Annotated in this window: 16 protein-coding genes, 1 tRNA gene and 1 pseudogene; 10 read left to right on the top strand and 8 right to left on the bottom strand. The window is 39.9% G+C overall.

Features of this window, described 5'->3' with window-relative positions; genetic code table 11:
* Window positions 1-163: 163 nt before the first annotated feature.
* The 3 genes from guaA to K6V21_RS10485 all read right to left on the bottom strand — a co-directional run bounded on the left by guaA (window position 164) and on the right by K6V21_RS10485 (window position 4,307).
* Window positions 164-1,471, bottom strand: coding sequence for a glutamine-hydrolyzing GMP synthase (guaA, locus tag K6V21_RS10495; protein WP_044262509.1), 1,308 nt, complete (start codon window positions 1,469-1,471; stop codon window positions 164-166).
* 419 nt (window positions 1,472-1,890) lie between these two features.
* On the bottom strand, window positions 1,891-2,871 hold the full coding sequence (locus K6V21_RS10490) for an Rpn family recombination-promoting nuclease/putative transposase (protein WP_224321733.1): 981 nt from the start codon (window positions 2,869-2,871) through the stop codon (window positions 1,891-1,893).
* Window positions 2,872-3,305: 434 nt separating this feature from the next.
* A complete protein-coding gene (locus K6V21_RS10485; protein WP_224318936.1) occupies window positions 3,306-4,307 on the bottom strand; it encodes an IS110 family transposase in 1,002 nt (333 codons plus the stop codon).
* Window positions 4,308-4,984: 677 nt separating this feature from the next.
* Here K6V21_RS10485 and K6V21_RS10480 point away from each other — a divergent pair.
* Entirely contained in the window at window positions 4,985-5,452 is a 468-nt protein-coding gene (locus K6V21_RS10480) for a hypothetical protein (protein WP_224321732.1), read from the top strand.
* A 69-nt stretch (window positions 5,453-5,521) separates the two neighbouring features.
* Here K6V21_RS10480 and K6V21_RS26735 read toward each other — a convergent pair.
* Window positions 5,522-5,734 (bottom strand): annotated as a pseudogene (locus tag K6V21_RS26735) (transcriptional regulator); the annotation flags it as partial.
* A 153-nt stretch (window positions 5,735-5,887) separates the two neighbouring features.
* Here K6V21_RS26735 and K6V21_RS10475 point away from each other — a divergent pair.
* From K6V21_RS10475 to K6V21_RS10445, 7 genes are all read left to right on the top strand, one after another.
* Entirely contained in the window at window positions 5,888-8,707 is a 2,820-nt protein-coding gene (locus K6V21_RS10475; RefSeq protein ID WP_224321731.1) for a M16 family metallopeptidase, read from the top strand.
* Between the two features lie 423 nt (window positions 8,708-9,130).
* A tRNA-Pro gene (locus K6V21_RS10470) sits at window positions 9,131-9,204 on the top strand.
* A gap of 129 nt (window positions 9,205-9,333) precedes the next feature.
* Window positions 9,334-10,554 (top strand): site-specific integrase, encoded by a 1,221-nt coding sequence (locus K6V21_RS10465; RefSeq protein ID WP_224321730.1) that lies wholly within the window; start codon window positions 9,334-9,336, stop codon window positions 10,552-10,554.
* 67 nt (window positions 10,555-10,621) lie between these two features.
* Window positions 10,622-11,620 (top strand): hypothetical protein, encoded by a 999-nt coding sequence (locus K6V21_RS10460; RefSeq protein ID WP_224321729.1) that lies wholly within the window; start codon window positions 10,622-10,624, stop codon window positions 11,618-11,620.
* A 254-nt stretch (window positions 11,621-11,874) separates the two neighbouring features.
* Complete coding sequence (locus K6V21_RS10455) at window positions 11,875-12,357, top strand: hypothetical protein (protein WP_224321728.1); 483 nt, start codon at window positions 11,875-11,877, stop codon at window positions 12,355-12,357.
* A gap of 64 nt (window positions 12,358-12,421) precedes the next feature.
* A complete protein-coding gene (locus tag K6V21_RS10450) occupies window positions 12,422-12,598 on the top strand; it encodes a calmodulin (RefSeq protein ID WP_224321727.1) in 177 nt (58 codons plus the stop codon).
* Entirely contained in the window at window positions 12,585-14,378 is a 1,794-nt protein-coding gene (locus tag K6V21_RS10445; protein ID WP_224321726.1) for a DEAD/DEAH box helicase family protein, read from the top strand. The genes K6V21_RS10450 and K6V21_RS10445 overlap by 14 nt, the downstream gene beginning before the upstream one ends.
* A gap of 376 nt (window positions 14,379-14,754) precedes the next feature.
* Here K6V21_RS10445 and K6V21_RS10440 read toward each other — a convergent pair whose 3' ends face one another.
* Genes K6V21_RS10440 through K6V21_RS10425 form a run of 4 tightly spaced genes read right to left on the bottom strand, consistent with a single transcriptional unit; the run spans window position 14,755 to window position 16,181 of the window.
* Entirely contained in the window at window positions 14,755-15,531 is a 777-nt protein-coding gene (locus K6V21_RS10440) for a hypothetical protein (RefSeq protein WP_224321725.1), read from the bottom strand.
* 1 nt (window position 15,532) lies between these two features.
* Entirely contained in the window at window positions 15,533-15,697 is a 165-nt protein-coding gene (locus tag K6V21_RS10435; protein ID WP_224321724.1) for a hypothetical protein, read from the bottom strand.
* Window positions 15,698-15,751: 54 nt separating this feature from the next.
* Window positions 15,752-16,015: a hypothetical protein gene (locus tag K6V21_RS10430; protein ID WP_118421112.1), complete on the bottom strand. Its 264-nt coding sequence runs from the start codon at window positions 16,013-16,015 to the stop codon at window positions 15,752-15,754.
* Window positions 16,008-16,181, bottom strand: a complete 174-nt coding sequence (locus K6V21_RS10425; RefSeq protein ID WP_224321723.1) for a hypothetical protein — start codon at window positions 16,179-16,181, stop codon at window positions 16,008-16,010. Before K6V21_RS10425 ends, K6V21_RS10430 begins: the two co-directional genes overlap by 8 nt.
* A gap of 592 nt (window positions 16,182-16,773) precedes the next feature.
* On the opposite strand from K6V21_RS10425, the gene K6V21_RS10420 reads away from it, so the two are divergent.
* Window positions 16,774-17,796, top strand: a complete 1,023-nt coding sequence (locus K6V21_RS10420; RefSeq protein WP_224321722.1) for a DUF3871 family protein — start codon at window positions 16,774-16,776, stop codon at window positions 17,794-17,796.
* Window positions 17,797-17,853: 57 nt separating this feature from the next.
* Window positions 17,854-18,111, top strand: coding sequence for a hypothetical protein (locus K6V21_RS26815; RefSeq protein ID WP_408912788.1), 258 nt, complete (start codon window positions 17,854-17,856; stop codon window positions 18,109-18,111).
* Window positions 18,112-18,141: the final 30 nt, after the last annotated feature.

Genomic DNA, 18,141 nt, shown 5'->3' with positions numbered 1-18,141 from the left:
GGCATCTTTTGTAGCAAAAGGTGGCATCTTATAACACAAAAGATGGCATCTTTTACAGCAAAAGATACCACCTTTTGTAAGAGAGATAGCAAAGATACGGAAAGTATCTTTAAATGAACTATCCGAAAGGGCTTAATGCTCTAGCTATTTAGCAAAAAGTCTTTTATTCCCATTCGATAGTAGCGTTAGGCTTCGGAGACATATCGTAGCAAACACGATTCACATGTTTTACTTCTTTCAGGATACGATCCGTAATTTTCATCAGGACAGGCCATTCTACCTGCTCGATGGTAGCGGTCATTGCGTCAATCGTATTGACAGCACGGATGATAACCGGCCATTCGAAAGAACGGGCATTGTCGCGCACACCAACTGACTTGAAGTCGGGTACCACGGTGAAATATTGCCACACTTTCTTATCCAGTCCGGCAAGTTGGAACTCTTCACGCAGGATAGCATCGGACTCGCGCACAGCTTCCAAACGATCGCGTGTGATAGCACCCAGACAACGCACACCCAGACCGGGACCGGGGAAGGGTTGACGATAAACCATTTCATAAGGCAAGCCCAGTTCAAGACCACATGCACGTACTTCGTCTTTGAAAAGCTGACGCAACGGTTCCACAAGTTCGAACTGAAGATCTTCCGGCAGACCGCCTACGTTGTGGTGAGACTTCACCATCTTGGCCGTTTTCGTTCCGCTTTCCACAATATCAGGGTAGATAGTGCCCTGGCCTAAGAAGTCGATACCGTCCAGTTTACGCGCTTCTTCTTCGAATACGCGGATAAACTCTCCGCCGATAATCTTGCGTTTCTGTTCGGGATCTTCCACACCTTCCAGTTTAGTAAGGAAGCGGTCGGTAACGTCTACATAGATCAAATTCGCCTTCAGCTGATTACCGAACATTTCTACTACATCTTCGGATTCGCCTTTACGCATCAGACCGTGATTTACATGCACGCATACCAGATTGTCGCCAATTGCTTTCAGCAACAGAGCTGCCACTACGGAACTGTCAACACCACCGGAAAGGGCCAGCAATACTTTTCTGTCACCCACCTGGCGACGTACCAATTCAATCTGGTCATTCACGAAGTTGGTCATGTTCCAATTAGCTTCGGCCTTGCAAGTTTCGAAAACGAAAGGCTTAACAGCTGCTTTGATAGCTTCAATATCATCAGTAAACTGTGGCAGTTTCACCGCACAAGTCGCTTTGTCATGACCGGCAGCCATCACTGGAATTCCCGCCTCGTAGATAGAAGGATTCACATCGATGGCAACGCCATCTACTATGTTACACGGTCCACCATTGATAATAATGCCCTTTACATTGGACAACTTTTTCAGTTCTTCAACGGTTATATCATGAGGATAGATCTCACTATATACACCTAACGCACGGATGGCGCGAGCCAATACCGTATTCTCATGACTACCCAAGTCAAGGATAACAATCATATCCTGCTTCATTTGATTCTGGTTGTTTTAAGTTATTGTATCAATTATTATTCACTTCTGTTTTCAAACTGTCCGCAAAGATAAAGATTTTCAGAGAGACTATAATACATTGATTCTCTAAAGTTTCAGAACAGAGTAGCGTTTTTTTTGCAGTCATACCTTTCCGAAGATCAGTTTTATTCATCGATCCTTTATTCCGGCATTGTTAATGGAAATCAGGAATCTAATTCAACTCATTATCGGAGCGGTTTTGAATGAAATGATGATTTGCCAACGTGTATTTCCTAAGCCTGTAAGACTTGCATCTTCGAGACAGAGGCATGAACCTACCCAGGGTATCTGTAAAAAACTACGTCGGAAAACAGAACGTCCCGCCTGCTTCTCAAAAAAACGAAAATCGGGCGAGACGAAAATGAATAGTATCTTGCTATTTATAATTCTTCTATGTCTTTGATGGGTAAACCCGTCACCTGATGGATGACCTCGGAGGAGATATTCAAGGCTTTCATCGTACGAGCATTCTCTATATTTTTCTCCTGCTTTCCTTGTTCAAGCCCTTCTGCAAGCCCTTCTGCCAGCCCTTCTTGTCTTCCTTCCTGTCTACCTTCCTGTCTGCCTTCCTGTCTGCCTTCTTGTCTGCCCTCCTGCATACCTTTCTGCCATCCTTCCTCTCTTCCTTCCTCCGCCGCCGTACTCAGCACATCATTCTGAATCATCACGGCATTGATATGCTCGTCATACGCCAGTTGTTCCGCCCTGTCCATATTATAATAAATCAGTTTGCGGCGTGCCTCTTCCAGTCCGGGAGCTTTCGTATCGGGGCGGATGATACCGGTCTTCAGATACTCTATCCACTCCTCAAGCGGGGTGACGGCCACCTTATTGAACTCATTCACACGAATCAGGAAGTATTCGGGAAAGATTTCGGCAGGCAACTTTCGCACGATGGCATCCTTCTCCTTGGTGGTGACTTCCAGAAAATCGCCCGTATGTACGCCCACAAAGGAGTTCTGACCGTGGTACAGGTAATCGTTCCCCTTGCCAATGTCGAAATAGAGAATGCTGATGGAGTACACCTTCTTCACTTGGGAGTAAAGTTCTCCCAGTTCGATATGCTCCGTGATGGCCTTGGCAACGCCGAAGAGGATGCGCTCCAGATAGTATATTTCTCGCGTATTCTGCACTTCAACGATGATGATTTCATCCTTGCTATTGCGCGCCTTGATGTCCACACGGTTGAACTTCTCGCTTTCACGTTGCTGGTTGCCCTCGCTTTCCAGTATCTCGACGATGCGGATAGGCTCACCCAGCAACACGGTGAGGAAGCCTTCGAGCACGCCGAAGTTGGCTTTATTACGCAGCAAACGTTTCACCGCCCAATCAAAACGTATATATTTATCTTTCTGTTCCATAACTTTTGTTTTTGTCTTCTAGTTAGCACAAAGGTAAGCATAAATTCTGTTTCCAACATGTCCGGAAGCAATAATTTATTTCATTACTTCTCATCTGTAAACCAAATAGATGCCCTCTTTTTACGACTTATAAACCAATCTCATGCCCTTCCCCGTACCCGGTCCGTATCAAAGCCGTACCAAGGCCGTGTCAAGTCCAAGCGTTAGGATACGGAGATAATACGGACTTGATACGGTTCGGGTACGGGGGAAGCAGGAGAAACAGACCAAAAAGAGTGTAATACAACTGTAGAGAGAATATGTGCATTTCTGTTAGGTTATGAATCTGTTCACCACAGAGGACACAGAATTCTAAGACCTGAGCAAATAATTCGGTCTAAAAACACTGTTAATAAAACCAAACGAGTAGTGGAGCGTAATGCTTCCCTGCTCGTTTATTCTTTATACGTGATTAAATCAACAAAGGGTGTCCCTCTTCTGACTACTGCAAACATTCTGCACACAAGTTTAAACTTTACCGCATTCAGCACTACTCCATGTTCTTTTCCCTCTTTTCTTTTCCTTTCATAATACTCTTTGAGTTCCTTATCCCATACAACGGCCGATCTTGCAGCCTGCGATAGATCCGCTTTCAATAGTCTGGCTCCCGTAGCACATACCCTTGTTTTCCCTTTCACACTGGTTCCTGAAGAATGTTCAAAAGGGGCAATACCCAGATAACAGGCATATTGCCGTGCGGTTTCAAATGCCTTGAAATTATTAGTATGTATGATTGTATTGATGGCATTAACACTACCAATCCCTTTAATGCTGTTAAGAAGCTGATAGTTTAAGTTCATAGTCGGATCAGAGCTGACAATCCCGTGCATCTCATCTTCTACGCTTTGAATTTGTTTTTCCAGAATCTTAACCATTTCTTCTGCCCGCCTGCTCGTAGAGGTGGACTCCCGGTCTTTTCTGTCCGTGATAAATCCCTTGTTTTCAGTCAGATGCTTAACCAGGCGTTTCCTTTCGGACGACAAGTCACGCAAGATAAGGACAGCACTGCCGGAAAGTTTGGAATAGGTCAATTCATCCCGATGCAAGTAACCGTAGTAAGCTATCCGCTCGGCATCCACACGGTCATTCTTTCCACGGACAAGCCCCAGAGAACGCTTTAAATCCAGAGGAGTGAAAGAACTGTAATCTTGTTTACATGACTCTAAAAACAGACATAAATCATAGCTGTAAATGCCTGTATTCTCCAAGCAGATGACAGTCTGTTTAGGAGAAATACGCTTCTGCTTCATCCAGGCAAACAATGCTTGATAACCCGTTTTATTATTCGAGACTTGCTTGTAGTTTGTCTCATCCGCATGTTTCTTTGCGGGATCGTAAATAACAACATCAAGTGTTTTTTTACTGATGTCAATGCCAATAAACCATTTCTTTTTCATAACTTCGCATTACTTATTTGAAGTTAACCATAGGTTGAACTCACTAAATCCTTTAATAGGCCAACGACCTAAAATTCTAATTGGGACGATTCAACTGAAAAGGGAGGCAGGACTAGTTCTGTGTATAGGGCTTCTGCCTAGATCTCACAATAGGTCACCCGCTTCCCTTGGTTAACTCTTATTAACTACAAAGGTAATATTTCAACCCTAAGTTTTAGTAATGCAAATCTAAAGGAGTCTCACAGAGTTTAATCAATTTGAAATCAAAAGAATAGAACTCCGTGAGACTCTGTGTTACTCTGTGGTGAAAACTCATTTCTATACCACTATGAATGAATCTCAACTTCTGATTCGCATTATTAATAAAGTAAACCGGATAATAAACGTATTTTCCTCACCGTTTTACATGGCTACTTCATTTTTTATTGTACCTTTGCGATGTCGAATATTTTTAAACCTATAGCAGGGAAACCTGCCAAGAATCCGTGGCGGGCATTTTTATGTCCGTCCCGTCACTCCTATATGGCGGTCCCTGTACCCCCATGGGGAGTGTTAATGCACCTCCAAATACTGGCTATAGGTTTAGTGTTCGACAATGGGACAGGCAGGGATTGCTTTTTTAAATTCTTCTCCTCTCCCATGAATCGAATTATTCACCTTTTAAAACTTAACGATTTATGGAAAACAACACTCAGCCGATAACCGCTCAGGAATTACCCAACGCAGCAATGCACCCACGCACGGGCTTCCCGTCAGAAGAAGCCATGAAAGCGTACTATCTACAACTGATTGGCATTATGAACATAACGTATGCCGAAGAGCCTTCGGAATATATAAGCTTGCAATGCCTGAAACGCAAATTAAGACAATTCATCCATGTTCTACGATTGATAGGCACACACGAATGGGGAAACGGCATTGCAGAAATACAAGATGCCAGTGGAATCTATATGCTGCAAAGCACACTCCCGCATAAAACGCTTCTGCAAGCCAACCGGGAAATCGGTCTGCATCTACAATTCATTACGCAACTGGCAAGCAATGTAGGTTTTCTGAAACAATTGGAAGGTATCTTACATTACCATTTTCAAAACGTAGAAAGCTTACTGAATAAATTGAAAGAAGAATCGACAGATACCTTGTAAAAAATAAAAGAGCGCGGGGGAAAGTTATATGGCTTTACACCTCGCTCTTCTACCCGTAAGCACTCTATCTTAAAAGACAGTAGCTATTTTCTTTATATTATTTAGTCTCTCAAGCAAAGAACTATTTCTACGTGCTACTTGCATATTATAATCCGTTTGCATTCTTACAAGCAAATCTGCATTGATACCTAAAGCTGCCTCCAAAAGTAAAGCAAATTCTGTAGTTATCGGACGCTTTGCATTAAGTACCTCATTTAAGGCTGAATAAGACAAACTAAACTTAGCTTCATGGTATGATACTTTCTGATAAATTTCGTTTTGTACAAAAAAAGGTTATTACAAAATATCTTCCATACAAAAAAAGTCTTTTCTTTGTGATTCATTTCCCTTTTCCCAGACAAATAGAACAATATTCATTTTTTAATCTTCATAGATATGAAACATTTATTCCACAGTTTATTGGTTATAGCGTTGATTGTATGCTGTAACTTCCAACAAGCTCTCGCGCAGCAGCAACCTCCTATTCCCATTGACCCGAATGTACGTATCGGCAAACTGGATAATGGTTTGACTTACTATCTCCGCAAAAACAATCTCCCTGCCAACCGTGCCGATTTCTATATCGCCCAAAAAGTAGGTTCCATACAGGAAGAGGAAAACCAGCGCGGCCTCGCCCACTTCCTCGAACATATGTGTTTCAACGGGACTACTCATTTCCCAGGCGATGCCCTGAAACAATATCTGGAACGTATCGGAGTAAAATTCGGTGAAAATCTGAATGCTTATACTTCCGTAGACGAAACCGTTTACAACATTTCCAATGTTCCTGTCAATACTCCGGGTGCTGTCGATTCCTGTCTGCTGATTCTGCACGACTGGAGCAACGATCTGACCCTGGATCCGAAAGAAATTGATAAAGAACGTGGCGTTATCAACGAAGAATGGCGTACACGTATGAGCGCCATGCAGCGTTTCCAGGAAAAACTGCTCCCCGCCATGTTTGCCGGAACCAAGTATGCCACTTGTTTTCCTATCGGAACCATGGATGTAGTGATGAACTTCAAACCGCAAACATTGAGGGATTATTATGAGAAATGGTATCGCCCCGACCTGCAAGGTATCGTTGTGGTAGGAGATATTGATGTGGATGCCGTCGAAGTCCAGATCAAGAAACTATTCGCCGATGTCCCCGCACAACCCAACGCTGCCAAACGCGAGTATTATCCGGTAAATGACAACAAAGAGCCGATCGTGCTTATTGCCCGGGATAAGGAACAGCCTCATATTCAAGCCATCGTCTTCAACAAACATAAGGCGACTCCCGACTCAGAGAAAGACAAAATCGGATATCTGGTGGAGAACTATGCCACCAACCTTATTGGCAATATGCTGAATGCCCGATTAAACGAACTGCTTCAGGAAGCTAATCCTCCATACATTTACGCAGGAAGCTATGACGGAGACTTCTTCGTTGCAAAAACCAAACAAGCCTTCACCGGCATCGTCGTTTGCAAGGAAGATGCAGTAGAAAGTGGTATCGCCACCTTACTTCGCGAAATGGAACGTGCCCGCCGGTTCGGCTTCACCGAGAGCGAATACCAACGTGCCCGCGCCGAGTATTTGCGCAACTTGGAATCCGCCTACAACGAACGTGACAAACGCAAGAACGATGAATACATCAATGAATATGTACGTCACTTCCTTGATAACGAACCCATACCGGGCATTGAAAACGAATATGGCATCATCAGCCAGATAGCTCCGAGCATCCCCGTAGAACCTTTGAACATGATGATGCAAACACTTGTAACGGACACCAACCAGGTGGTCGCCATCTTCGGCCCCGAAAAAGAAAATCTAAAAATGCCGACGGAAGATGCCATCAAGAAAATTCTGCAAGATGTAAAAACCGAGGAGCTGACTCCATACGTCGACAAAGTATCAGACGAGCCCCTGATGAGAGAAACTCCGAAAGGAGGAAAAATCATTTCCGAACAAAAGGACGATGTATTCGGCACTACCATGCTGACACTATCTAACGGAGTAAAAGTAATCATCAAGAAGACCGACTTCAAAGCTGATGAGATTATCATGAAAGGTGTGAGTCCGGGCGGAAGTTCGCTGTTTCCGGATTCGGAAATTATCAACATCAATGGTTTAGATGCCGTCTCCGTAGGTGGTTTGGGCAACTTCAGCGCCGTTGAACTTGAAAAAGTATTGGCAGGTAAAAGAGCTTCTGTGGGGTACGGCATCGGTGACAAGACAGAGTCCGTCAATGGTTACTGCTCTCCAAAAGACTTTGAGACGATGATGCAGCTTACCTATCTGACATTTACCGCACCACGCCGGGACGATGATGCTTTCGCATCCTACAAGAATCGTAACAAAGCAGCCTGGCTGAACCAGGAAATGAACCCCATGACGGCATTCGGAGACAGCGTCACGTATGCTCTGCGAATGGGACATCCCCGTACTCTACGCGTCAAGTCCGATATGGTCGACAAGATGGATTATGACAAGATACTGGCAATGTATCAGGATCGTTTCAAAGATGCCAGCGATTTCACCTTCATCTTTGTTGGTAATGTAGATATTGAAGAGATGAAACCGCTTATTGCCGAATATCTCGGAACATTGCCTTCAATCAACCGCAAGGAATCATTCAAAGATAACAAAATAGAATATCGCAAAGGAGTTTACAAAAATGAGTTCATCCGTGAACAGGAAACAGCCAAAGCCTCTAATTTCGTTTCCTTTATCGGTACATGCAAGTATGATTTAAGAAATACCATTCTGATGGATATGACTGGCCAGGTCATGGACTTGGTTTATACAGAGAAAGTACGCGAAGATGAAGGCGGAACTTACAGCGTATACGTAGGTGGTAACCTCTCCAAATATCCTAAAGAGATAGCCGGACTGCAAGTAATTTTCGACACAGCACCCTCTAAACGGGAAAAACTAATGAAAATCATCTTTGCGGAAATAGAACACATAGCCAAAGAAGGACCATCTGAAACCAATCTTAATAAGGTAAAAGAGTTCATGTTGAAGAAGCATACCGAAGACCTGAAAGAAAACGGCTACTGGATGGGAAGCATCGATGAGTATTTGTTCACCGGAATGAATCCTGTAAAAGACTACGAACAGATTGTAAACAGCATTACAACCAAAGATATTCAGAAGTTTGCCGATGATCTGTTCAAACAGAAAAATGAGGTAGAAGTTTCAATGATTAGTCCTGAAAAGGAATAATAGAGAAAAAAATACAGCTTGTATGAGACGAACAACCGTTTCATGCCGAAAAAGCAAAAGAAACCACTGATGGGAGAATCGCAAAAAGATAGTGCAGTTTTATAGGGATATAAATCAGTTACGAGCTACAGGCTACAAGCTACAAGTGCCTTTCGGAACATAGCGCAGCTACTTGTAGCCTGTAGCTCGTAACTTTATTCCTTTCTTTTCTATTATGAATGAATTTCAACTACCGATTCGCATTAGTAATAATCAAATGAAAGGTTACAGCATCACCTCGGTTAATTCTAAAGTAGAATAAACTTTCCACCATAACAGATTAAGAATAAGAGAGATGCGTTATCTAATAAGATAATAGTAAAACAAAAATCAACGGAAATATTTGCTATTTAAAAATAAAGCACTACTTTTGCATCCGCAATTCGGGATGTAGCTCAGCCCGGTAGAGTACGCGTCTGGGGGGCGTGTGGTCGCAAGTTCGAATCTTGTCATCCCGACTACCGATAAAGCATTGATAATCGCAAGGTTATCGATGCTTTTTGCTTTTATATATGCTCATGCCTATCATGCGGTTTAAACGTGGGTTTAAACAAAATGTTTAAACTGAGGTTTAAACCATATCATCAATGAATACTACCATATCTATTATATGCTACAAGAGTAAAACCTTATCTAATGGAGAGCATCCTCTTATGCTGAGAATCACTCAGAACAGAAAGATAAAGTACAAGAGTTTGAATATATCAATCTCTGAGAAACATTGGGACTTTAAAAAAAATATCCCCAAGTCCAACTGTCCTAATAAAGACCTAATCCTAAAGATTATCCTTAAGGCTAAATTAGAGTATCAACAAAAGGTATTAGAGAAGAAAGCTAACGATGAAGAATTTACAGCTACTTCATTAATTAACGAGACTAATGATGAAATCAAAGCTAAAACAGTTGAAGAATTCTATCAACTTACAATTAATGAACTGAGAGAAAAGGGGCAAATTGGCAACAGTTATGCCTATCTCAACTCATATAACACTTTAAAGAACTTCAATAAAGGCAAGAAGCTGGATTACACTTTCAGCCATATAGATGTGGCATTCTGTAAAAAACTTGAAGACTGGTTACGAAGTAAAGGTAACAAAGATACTACTCTAAGTTATCAGTTTCGAACGTTACGCGCAACATTCAACAAGGCAATTGAGGCTAAAATCGTCAGTAGAGAGAAAAATCCATTTATAGAATACAAATTAAGCCGTTTCAATACCAAGACGATTAAGCGAGCACTATCAAAAGAAGACATTCTAAAGATTATTAACACTGATTGCAGTGGTAAGAGTGAACTCCGACAGCTAACACATGACTTGTTTTCATTCTCTTATCTATGTGGTGGAATCTCTTTCGTGGATATAGCCAATCTTACATGTAAAAACATAGTAGAAGGAAGGCTTATTTACCAACGGCAGAAAACACATGGAAATATCAATCTTATACTATCAGATAAAGCATTAGAGATTATCCAAAAATATAACTACTATTGTTTACAAACAAGTTTTCTATTTCCAATCCTGCATAATAAGCGGCATATTACACCTATGCAGAAGAATAACCGCATACATAAAATTTGCCATCAAGTCAACCAAGAATTACGCTTATTTGCAAAAGAGTTAAACATCAATGCAGAAGTCACTACATACGTTGCAAGGCACTCATTCGCCACTATTCTAAAGAAGTCAGGAGTTAATATAGGTATTATTTCGGAAGCATTAGGACATCAAGATATTAAAACAACACAAATATATCTTAGCCATTTTGATAATGAACAGATAGATGCCGCCATGCAGAACCTTCTTTAAAAAAAATGCCATTTCATTTTTACAGTGAAGTGGTATTTTTATATCTTTACACACAAAAACAAAAATAATGGAATATCAGATAATACCAATCAACACAATAAAAAGAATAGAATCATGGCTGACTGATGAAGCAGGTTTCAGCCGTTCAATGCTGCATAATGAGCTGGACTACATTTCTGATGTGTATCTTCTTGGCAAGAAGTTTCCAACAGAAGTGCAAGACCTGTACTTATCCATAAAGAAAGAAGAACAGAGCATTCCATATCCCAACAATGGAACAGATGAAGAAAGATATGAGTTCAGTATGACCGTTGGAAAGAACCTCGTGCTTGAAAGCGGCAACTATAAAACTGAACGCATAGAGGAACTTTGGAATTCATACAGCAATAATGAAGACCCCTCCTTTGAGCAACAAGACCAAGATGTCTTCTACGGAATTCTCCTAATTGTCTGCATATACTATAAGCATACACAGACAAACGGCTACTTTGACTTTGAGGATTACGTTGCTGACCCTATGCAAGTAAAGTACAGCTATTCCATTCGTCCAGACATGTTGAACCTGTACAAGATGTTCCATGAGAGGAAGAAAAGTAAGAATAACACCATCACAATTGAATACAACAAGCAGAAGATAGAGCTTACAAACGATGATGGCTGGTTTCTCAACATGATAACTCCCTATCTTGATAAATACTTGGGCACACCTTCTTTGGAGGAAGCAGAAAGAGAACTTGATAAAGATTATCCCAGCATTGGCAAAAGGGGCAGAAAGCGGGAAAATGCAATTCTTGATACAGTAACCCTCAGCATCTATAACCTGTTGCGTCATTCATCATTTGCAGCCAAAGGTAAAGCTCTGACAGATAATGAAGGGAAGTTCATGCTGGAGCTTCTTATATATCTTGGGTTGATTGATGAAGACAGCAACAAAAACGACATACTGAATCTACGTGCCACAATCAGAAATTTGCAGAAATATGAAGTCCGCCCAAACTGGTGGAAAATCCCCATGTGTAAAATGTCCCCCAACAACCCTATTGGAGACTTGAAATCCTATTGGTAAAGCACATAAGATAAAAAGAAATAATATTCCGTTTTTAATTGCAGAACTATTATAAATAAAGATATATAGCTAATAAACAATATGTTACCGTCTGTATTTTTACATAAAGAAATAAACATAAAAAAAGGGAATTCTTTATGTTTTTTTCTTCATTTCATACGTTTCTACTTCTCTGTAAGTTTGCATCATAATCAAGAACACGGTGCGCACCTCGTTTGAGATTGGTAATGTTTAACTAATTAAAAAAGAAAATTATGGAATTGATTTTTGAAGTAAAGAAAGCGGTAGCACAGTATGACAACGAAAGCGCAATGAACGCATTAAAGGTTATGATGAGAAGAGGCGAACAGTTGACAGTCAAATTCTACACTAACAAGGATAACTTTCCCTGTGCTTGGATTGAATCAAAAAGGATTTCCGGTTTCCAACTGATATTAAACCAAGAAGGTCTGAATTGGCTGCGCACTTATTTGCAGACCGGAGAGACCGAGGACTTCGGTTTCAATCCCTGCAATGTGACAGCTTTCGAAGAGGATGAAGACAAGGATTTCCAGCTTGCAATATTCAGACAGTTGGCTGCATACGATGAAAAAAGATTGCAGTTCGTTCCCTTGTTCCGTGAAAGAAGTGAATATATCAAGGGATATGCGTCTTATCTGAAAGGAAAAATCTTCTTCCGCTTGGCAAGGACAACTGAATTGCTGGATTATCTGATAGAAAGAGATTTGATTGCATAAAAGAATAACTCACGGGGAAGGTCAATCCCTTCCCTTATTTATTAATCTATTAATTTTTTATATTATGTCAATAGTGAAAGTTAAACCATTTGATGAATTAAGTAAGTATGTTCAGGAAGCCAATACTCCCGGTAACTTATTGCAGGAAACACCTGACTATGATGCAATAAGACAGGAAGAGTATGAAAATGCTATGGACAACATGGTGGATGACAATGGTAACGACGATGACAAAGATTAAAATCAGTATGAACGAACTCGGTAAGGTACAATACCTTACCGAAGTTCTTCCCGAAATACCTACCAATACAGTCTTTTATAAGAAGTTGACCGGACTTGGTGCTACTTATGGAGAAATCAAGGCAAAGCGCAATTCCATCATCATAGAGCCTAATGTTCCCGTTATCACAGGTAAATGCAGCGACCCCAAGCATAAGAATGACAATTTGTTCGGAGTGCATGAAGGCATATACACTGATGATGTCATAAACTATCTGGAAAGAAGCACCAAGACATATTATAAGATACTGACTACGCCCGAAAGCTTTCCGAAAATAAAGTCAGCCTTTGAAGAGTTGGAAATGGACATATACAGCCATTGCTTCCTCCTGTTTGACGAATGCCATAAGCTGATAAAGGATGCGGATTACCGTAATGACATCATTTTGCCTCTGAATGATTTCTTCCGGTTTGAGAACAAGGCACTGGTATCAGCTACACCGATAGAATTCAGTGACCCCCGTTTCAAGGAACAGCATTTCCAGACAATAGAGATACAGCCCGATTTCGATTATAAAAAGGAGATATGGCTGTACCACACGAACAATACCCTGCAAGCGTTCAAGAACCTACTCCCAGAATTGGAAGACAGGCAGGTCTGCATCTTTATAAATTCAACGGACATAATCTATTCATTGATGAAACAATTGGATTTGTTGGAACAGTCGGCTGTATTCTGTGCCCCGAAAAGCGTGGAGAAGCTAAAGAGGGATAAATTCAAGAATGCTTCCGACCAATGGGAAAAAAACAAAATGAAAAGGTACAACTTCTTCACAAGCCGTTTCTTCAATGCGGTGGATATTGAACTGGAAGAGAAACCTGATGTAATCATACTGACCGATGTTTTCTTTGCTGAACACACGATGATAGACCCTTATACGGATACCATCCAGATAGTGGGACGGTTTCGGAACGGGGTGTCTTCAATCTCCCATATCAGCAATACAAATAAAGGATTGCCCCAAAGAACCCAAGATGAAATAAAAGGATATCTTGTCTGTTGCGGGGAAATATATAAAAGCATGAAAAACTTCTATGATTGTGCTGCGGACAGGGCATCCCGTGACGCTTACCGTGCAGCATTGGAAAGCTTGCCATTCAACCGGATGCTGGACAAGGAAGGAAAGGAGAACTGGTTTGCCAAAGACAATTACATGGATGAAGAACTGATAAAGAACTACTACCACGAAGAGAGTTCTTTCCATGAGGCGTATCGCAATTGTCCTTCTTTCACCTCTTATCTGAAAGGATTTTATTGTACTTTGGGGGATGGGGAGCGTCTGCAAAGGGAAAACAAGTCCTTATCCATTAAAGACAAGCGCAAAGAAATTGTCCGCCAGTTGGAGATGCTTGGAGAATGTGCCACGGAAATGGAACTGGAATACAAACAGGACTTGATGGCAGCAGACCCTTTTATCGTTGAAGCTTATGATATAGTGGGTAAAGCCGTGATTGAACAGTTGAATTATTCCAAGAAAAGGATAACGGAAGCCATGATACAGAAGCGATATAATGAGAAGGCAACGGGAACGGAAGTCATTCAGTTAATAAAGAATTCTTTCCAAGTGGGCAACAGGTATTCCTGCAAATTTATAAAAGAAGAAATCACTCGGATTTATGGACTGTTGGAGATACATCCGCCCAAAGCCATTACAGGTAAAACTATCAGTGATTTTTTTACTGCCTCCGAATGCAAGGTCAAAGGAGACAGGGGATATTTGCTGATTAGTGAGATTATATAGGACAAGGACATTTTTCTGAAAAAAACACTTTTATAGACCCTGTTTGAAAAATGTCCTCCTTAATAAGACTGCCAGCCGATATTTTTTTGTTACTTTTTTTGCAGATTATAGCTTGATAGGATTTTTGCATTATAAACATTTGTAAAGTTGTATTATTAGCTTTGATGACAGCATTACTTTTTTTGCTAAAGAATAGGGCATGAAAAAATGGAATTAAGGGGAAGAGGACATTTTTTCTCAAAAAACACTTTTATAGACCCCGTTCAAAAAATGTCCCTCACTCTTGAATAATAGAGTTTAGACATACTTTACTTACTAAAAACTGAAGTTCAACGCATTATACGTTGGACTTCATTGTTTTATAAGCATTTTACATTTATAATATAAAGGAACGTTTCTCTTGACGGGACTTTTCTGCCACATCCACTTTTAGAATTTTTGCGAGATACGCCCAAGTACAATTCGTTCCTTGGGGAATATGTTTCTTTTCTAAGGATGCAATCATATAGTCAGGAATACCACTGAAATGATACATCATCTTCCATACATATTTTTTCTCGTAAACAGGTGGTATTAATCCCCGTTGCTGCAAATATTCACGGACAGGAGAATAGAATCTGTCCGGTGTATTCTTTACTGCATCAACTTTAAACAGATGTGTATCTGTAATTGCATACCCGCCTTTTTCGTTCTCTTTTACCAACCCTATTTCAATACACTGGTTTAAATAAGCGTTCAGAGTCGGTCGGGAGATATGGAGCAGTTCACTGATTTTTGATTTATTATATCCGGTATAATTCGTATTATTAAGGCATAGACACTTTAATAAGATGAGAAATCCTTTGAGTTTGTTGGATATGTCCGCCTGCAATAAGTCCGTATCTATACGAATCCAGTCATTTTCTGGTTTATAAAGATAGTAAGTGCAGGTGTCGAAAACTCCCTTGTTACCAAGATGCCGTTGCTTATCTTTATAAAGGATTAAATCTTTAGAAATTAAAGTGTTGATATGTTTGGATATATATTCTGTCTCTTTTATTCCTGTAAGTTCCGATAGCGTATCGAGCTTTACATGTGAAATATATGTATTGAAGTCTGACTTTATCAATAAACAGAAATAGGTGTATGCTTCATTGGCTGCAAGCCCCAGCATTCTACTCGCTGGTATCAGTCTGAATCCCATAGTTGGCAGATGGCATGTCATTAATAAAATGAATTATCTTTTCTTTGAATAACTTATTGAACAGTGAAGTTCCCAAGGCTATTTTAGCCTCTTTCCTGTTCTGGTAGGTTTCTTTTGTCAGTCGATTTATATACATTGGAAAAAATATGAGTGTATATGTCACGCAGACTTCGCAAGAAGTCTATGCTTATTAGTTATTATCTATATAGTTATTAGTATGCACACCCTGTTTTTTTACATGTCCGTACCCCTGTTTTTTTACAAGCCTCTTTTTCGGAGTAAAGTTACAGTTCTCCGCCACTTTTGCCAGTCGCTCGTATAGTTCTGCATATTTCTTTTTTAAAGAATCTCTGTCTATTTTGATTGTTACCCTGTGATTAACAATGTGTTCTGTTGTTTCATCTGTAAGGGTGGTACTTGTGTCAGGTGCTATTGGGATTCTTGTCTCAATCATGGGATTTTAAATAAAATGTTTTTCTTATGTGGTTAATCTGTACTCTCTGTTTCTGATAGCCTTGTGTCTGTAACCATACGCCGATATGGACTTTATTGTCCCTTATGCCGTTCTGTAAGGCTATTTCACGCAGTTCCTGATAGGTATATACTTCTACATGGGTCATATAACAATGAAAATTAGTAAGCGGCAGGAAGCGGGGCACACGCCTAAATGCCCCACTTTTGACCGCTATTGTACAAAACGAAAAAAGCCCTATAAGTCCGTTGCTTATAGCATGGCTCATTTTTAATCTGATGGCATGAATTTATCTATGGAAGATTACAAGAGAAAAATTAGTTATCCTCAACATTAGTCATAATTGGAAGATGTGGACTATTTGAAGATATGTCATTTTCGTTTTCTAAAGTATTACAAATTTACAAATAAAAAATTAGGTAAAAAAACGAATGGCATACATTCCTTAAACAATGGCTCTATGGTGATGCCAGTTCTGAAATGGCTGTAACTACCTCCACATATATAAAACAGGACGATAATACGCACGATAAAGTACAGGTACTTATATATAAATACCCCTCCCCTCATCTTTAAAGACTAAGGTATATATATAGTTAATTCTCATAGGTTTATGAATAGAATAGTTACGAGAGAGAATGAAGAGTACTTTCTAACACCCCCCTAGAGTACTTGAAGAAAAATGAAATATCTATTTCTTCATTCCATCAATTTATAAACCATTTAAAAATTAATTAGTTATGAGAAATTTAGTAATTGGCAATTTGCCACAGAACAGAAGAACATTGAATTTGGGTGAGTATGCGGAAGATGCAACTTTAGTAATGGAAGAACAGCCCACAAGGGAAAAGAGACCTTTGTTCATTGAAGCCAATACTATGGAGGCTACTTTGGAACATCTAAAGAGTGACTGTATCATTCCTGTATTCGCCAAAGATAATGAAGCTACATTATCACATGTTTCATTCATTGAAACGGTGCAAGACGCTGCAAGGACATTCTTTCAAGGTGAACAGATTGAACTACCTGATATTAGGGTATCTCATGTTATTAAAGGAAGAATACCCGAAGCAATTCACAAGCCTGCCAATCAATTATTAGAGAGTGACAAGACTATCTATTATGAAAGATGTGCTTTTGTGATTGAAATTCCTACTATTTACGAGACTGTGAACGGTAATAGGTTAACTCTTACCATAGGTGGAGTTAGGGCTTATAACCATACGAACTTATATAGTAAGAAGACCGCAGAGCGTTTCAAGGTATTCATAGGCTTTACCTGTAAAGTGTGTACGAACTTATGTGTATCAACAGACGGTTATCTTTCATGTTTGGAAGTAACCAATACAAATGAGTTATACCGTGCCATATTAGAAATGTTCCATAGGTATAACCCAGCCAAGCACATACATTTAATGCAGTCTTTTGGCAATACCTGTATGACAGAACATCAATTCTGCCAACTATTAGGCAAAATGCGGCTTTATCAATCATTGCCACAAGGTTTTCAAAAGTCACTGCCTCGTATGTTACTGACAGATACACAGATAAACAGTGTTGCTAAAGCATATATAAGTGATGATAACTTTGGCAGTTTTGGCAATGAATTATCAATGTGGAAATTCTACAATTTACTGACAGGTGCTAACAAGAACAGCTATATAGACAGTTTCCTCGACAGGTCACTAAATGCCACAGAAATGGCAATTGGTATAAATGCGGCTTTGCATGGAGACGAAAAATATAGATGGTTTATTGATTGATTGTGATGGAGAATATTCTTAAAAGGAGTATTCTCCTTTTTATTAAATTGTAATGTTATGAGTAATGAAATGAAAAACATTATAGATAAGATTGAATATCTGAAAGAACTGATTTGCCATTCTGAAAATAATCTCCAATACATAAAGAGATTACAAGCTCTTAAATATTGGTTGCTGAAATTGGATGTTTTATCCAATGATACACATGATAATATCTATCAAAAGTATTTCTATTCAGATAAAGGACATTCTTTCTTTGATAGGGTATGCTTATCTATAATAGATTATCAGTATGGCAATAGACCTTTCAATTAATTATTAATCACTTAAAAACAACGAAGATGT

Source organism: Bacteroides cellulosilyticus (assembly GCF_020091405.1).
GTDB lineage: Bacteria > Bacteroidota > Bacteroidia > Bacteroidales > Bacteroidaceae > Bacteroides.
Note: the sequence above shows the minus strand (reverse complement) of the source record. Positions and strands in the feature narration are given on the sequence as shown.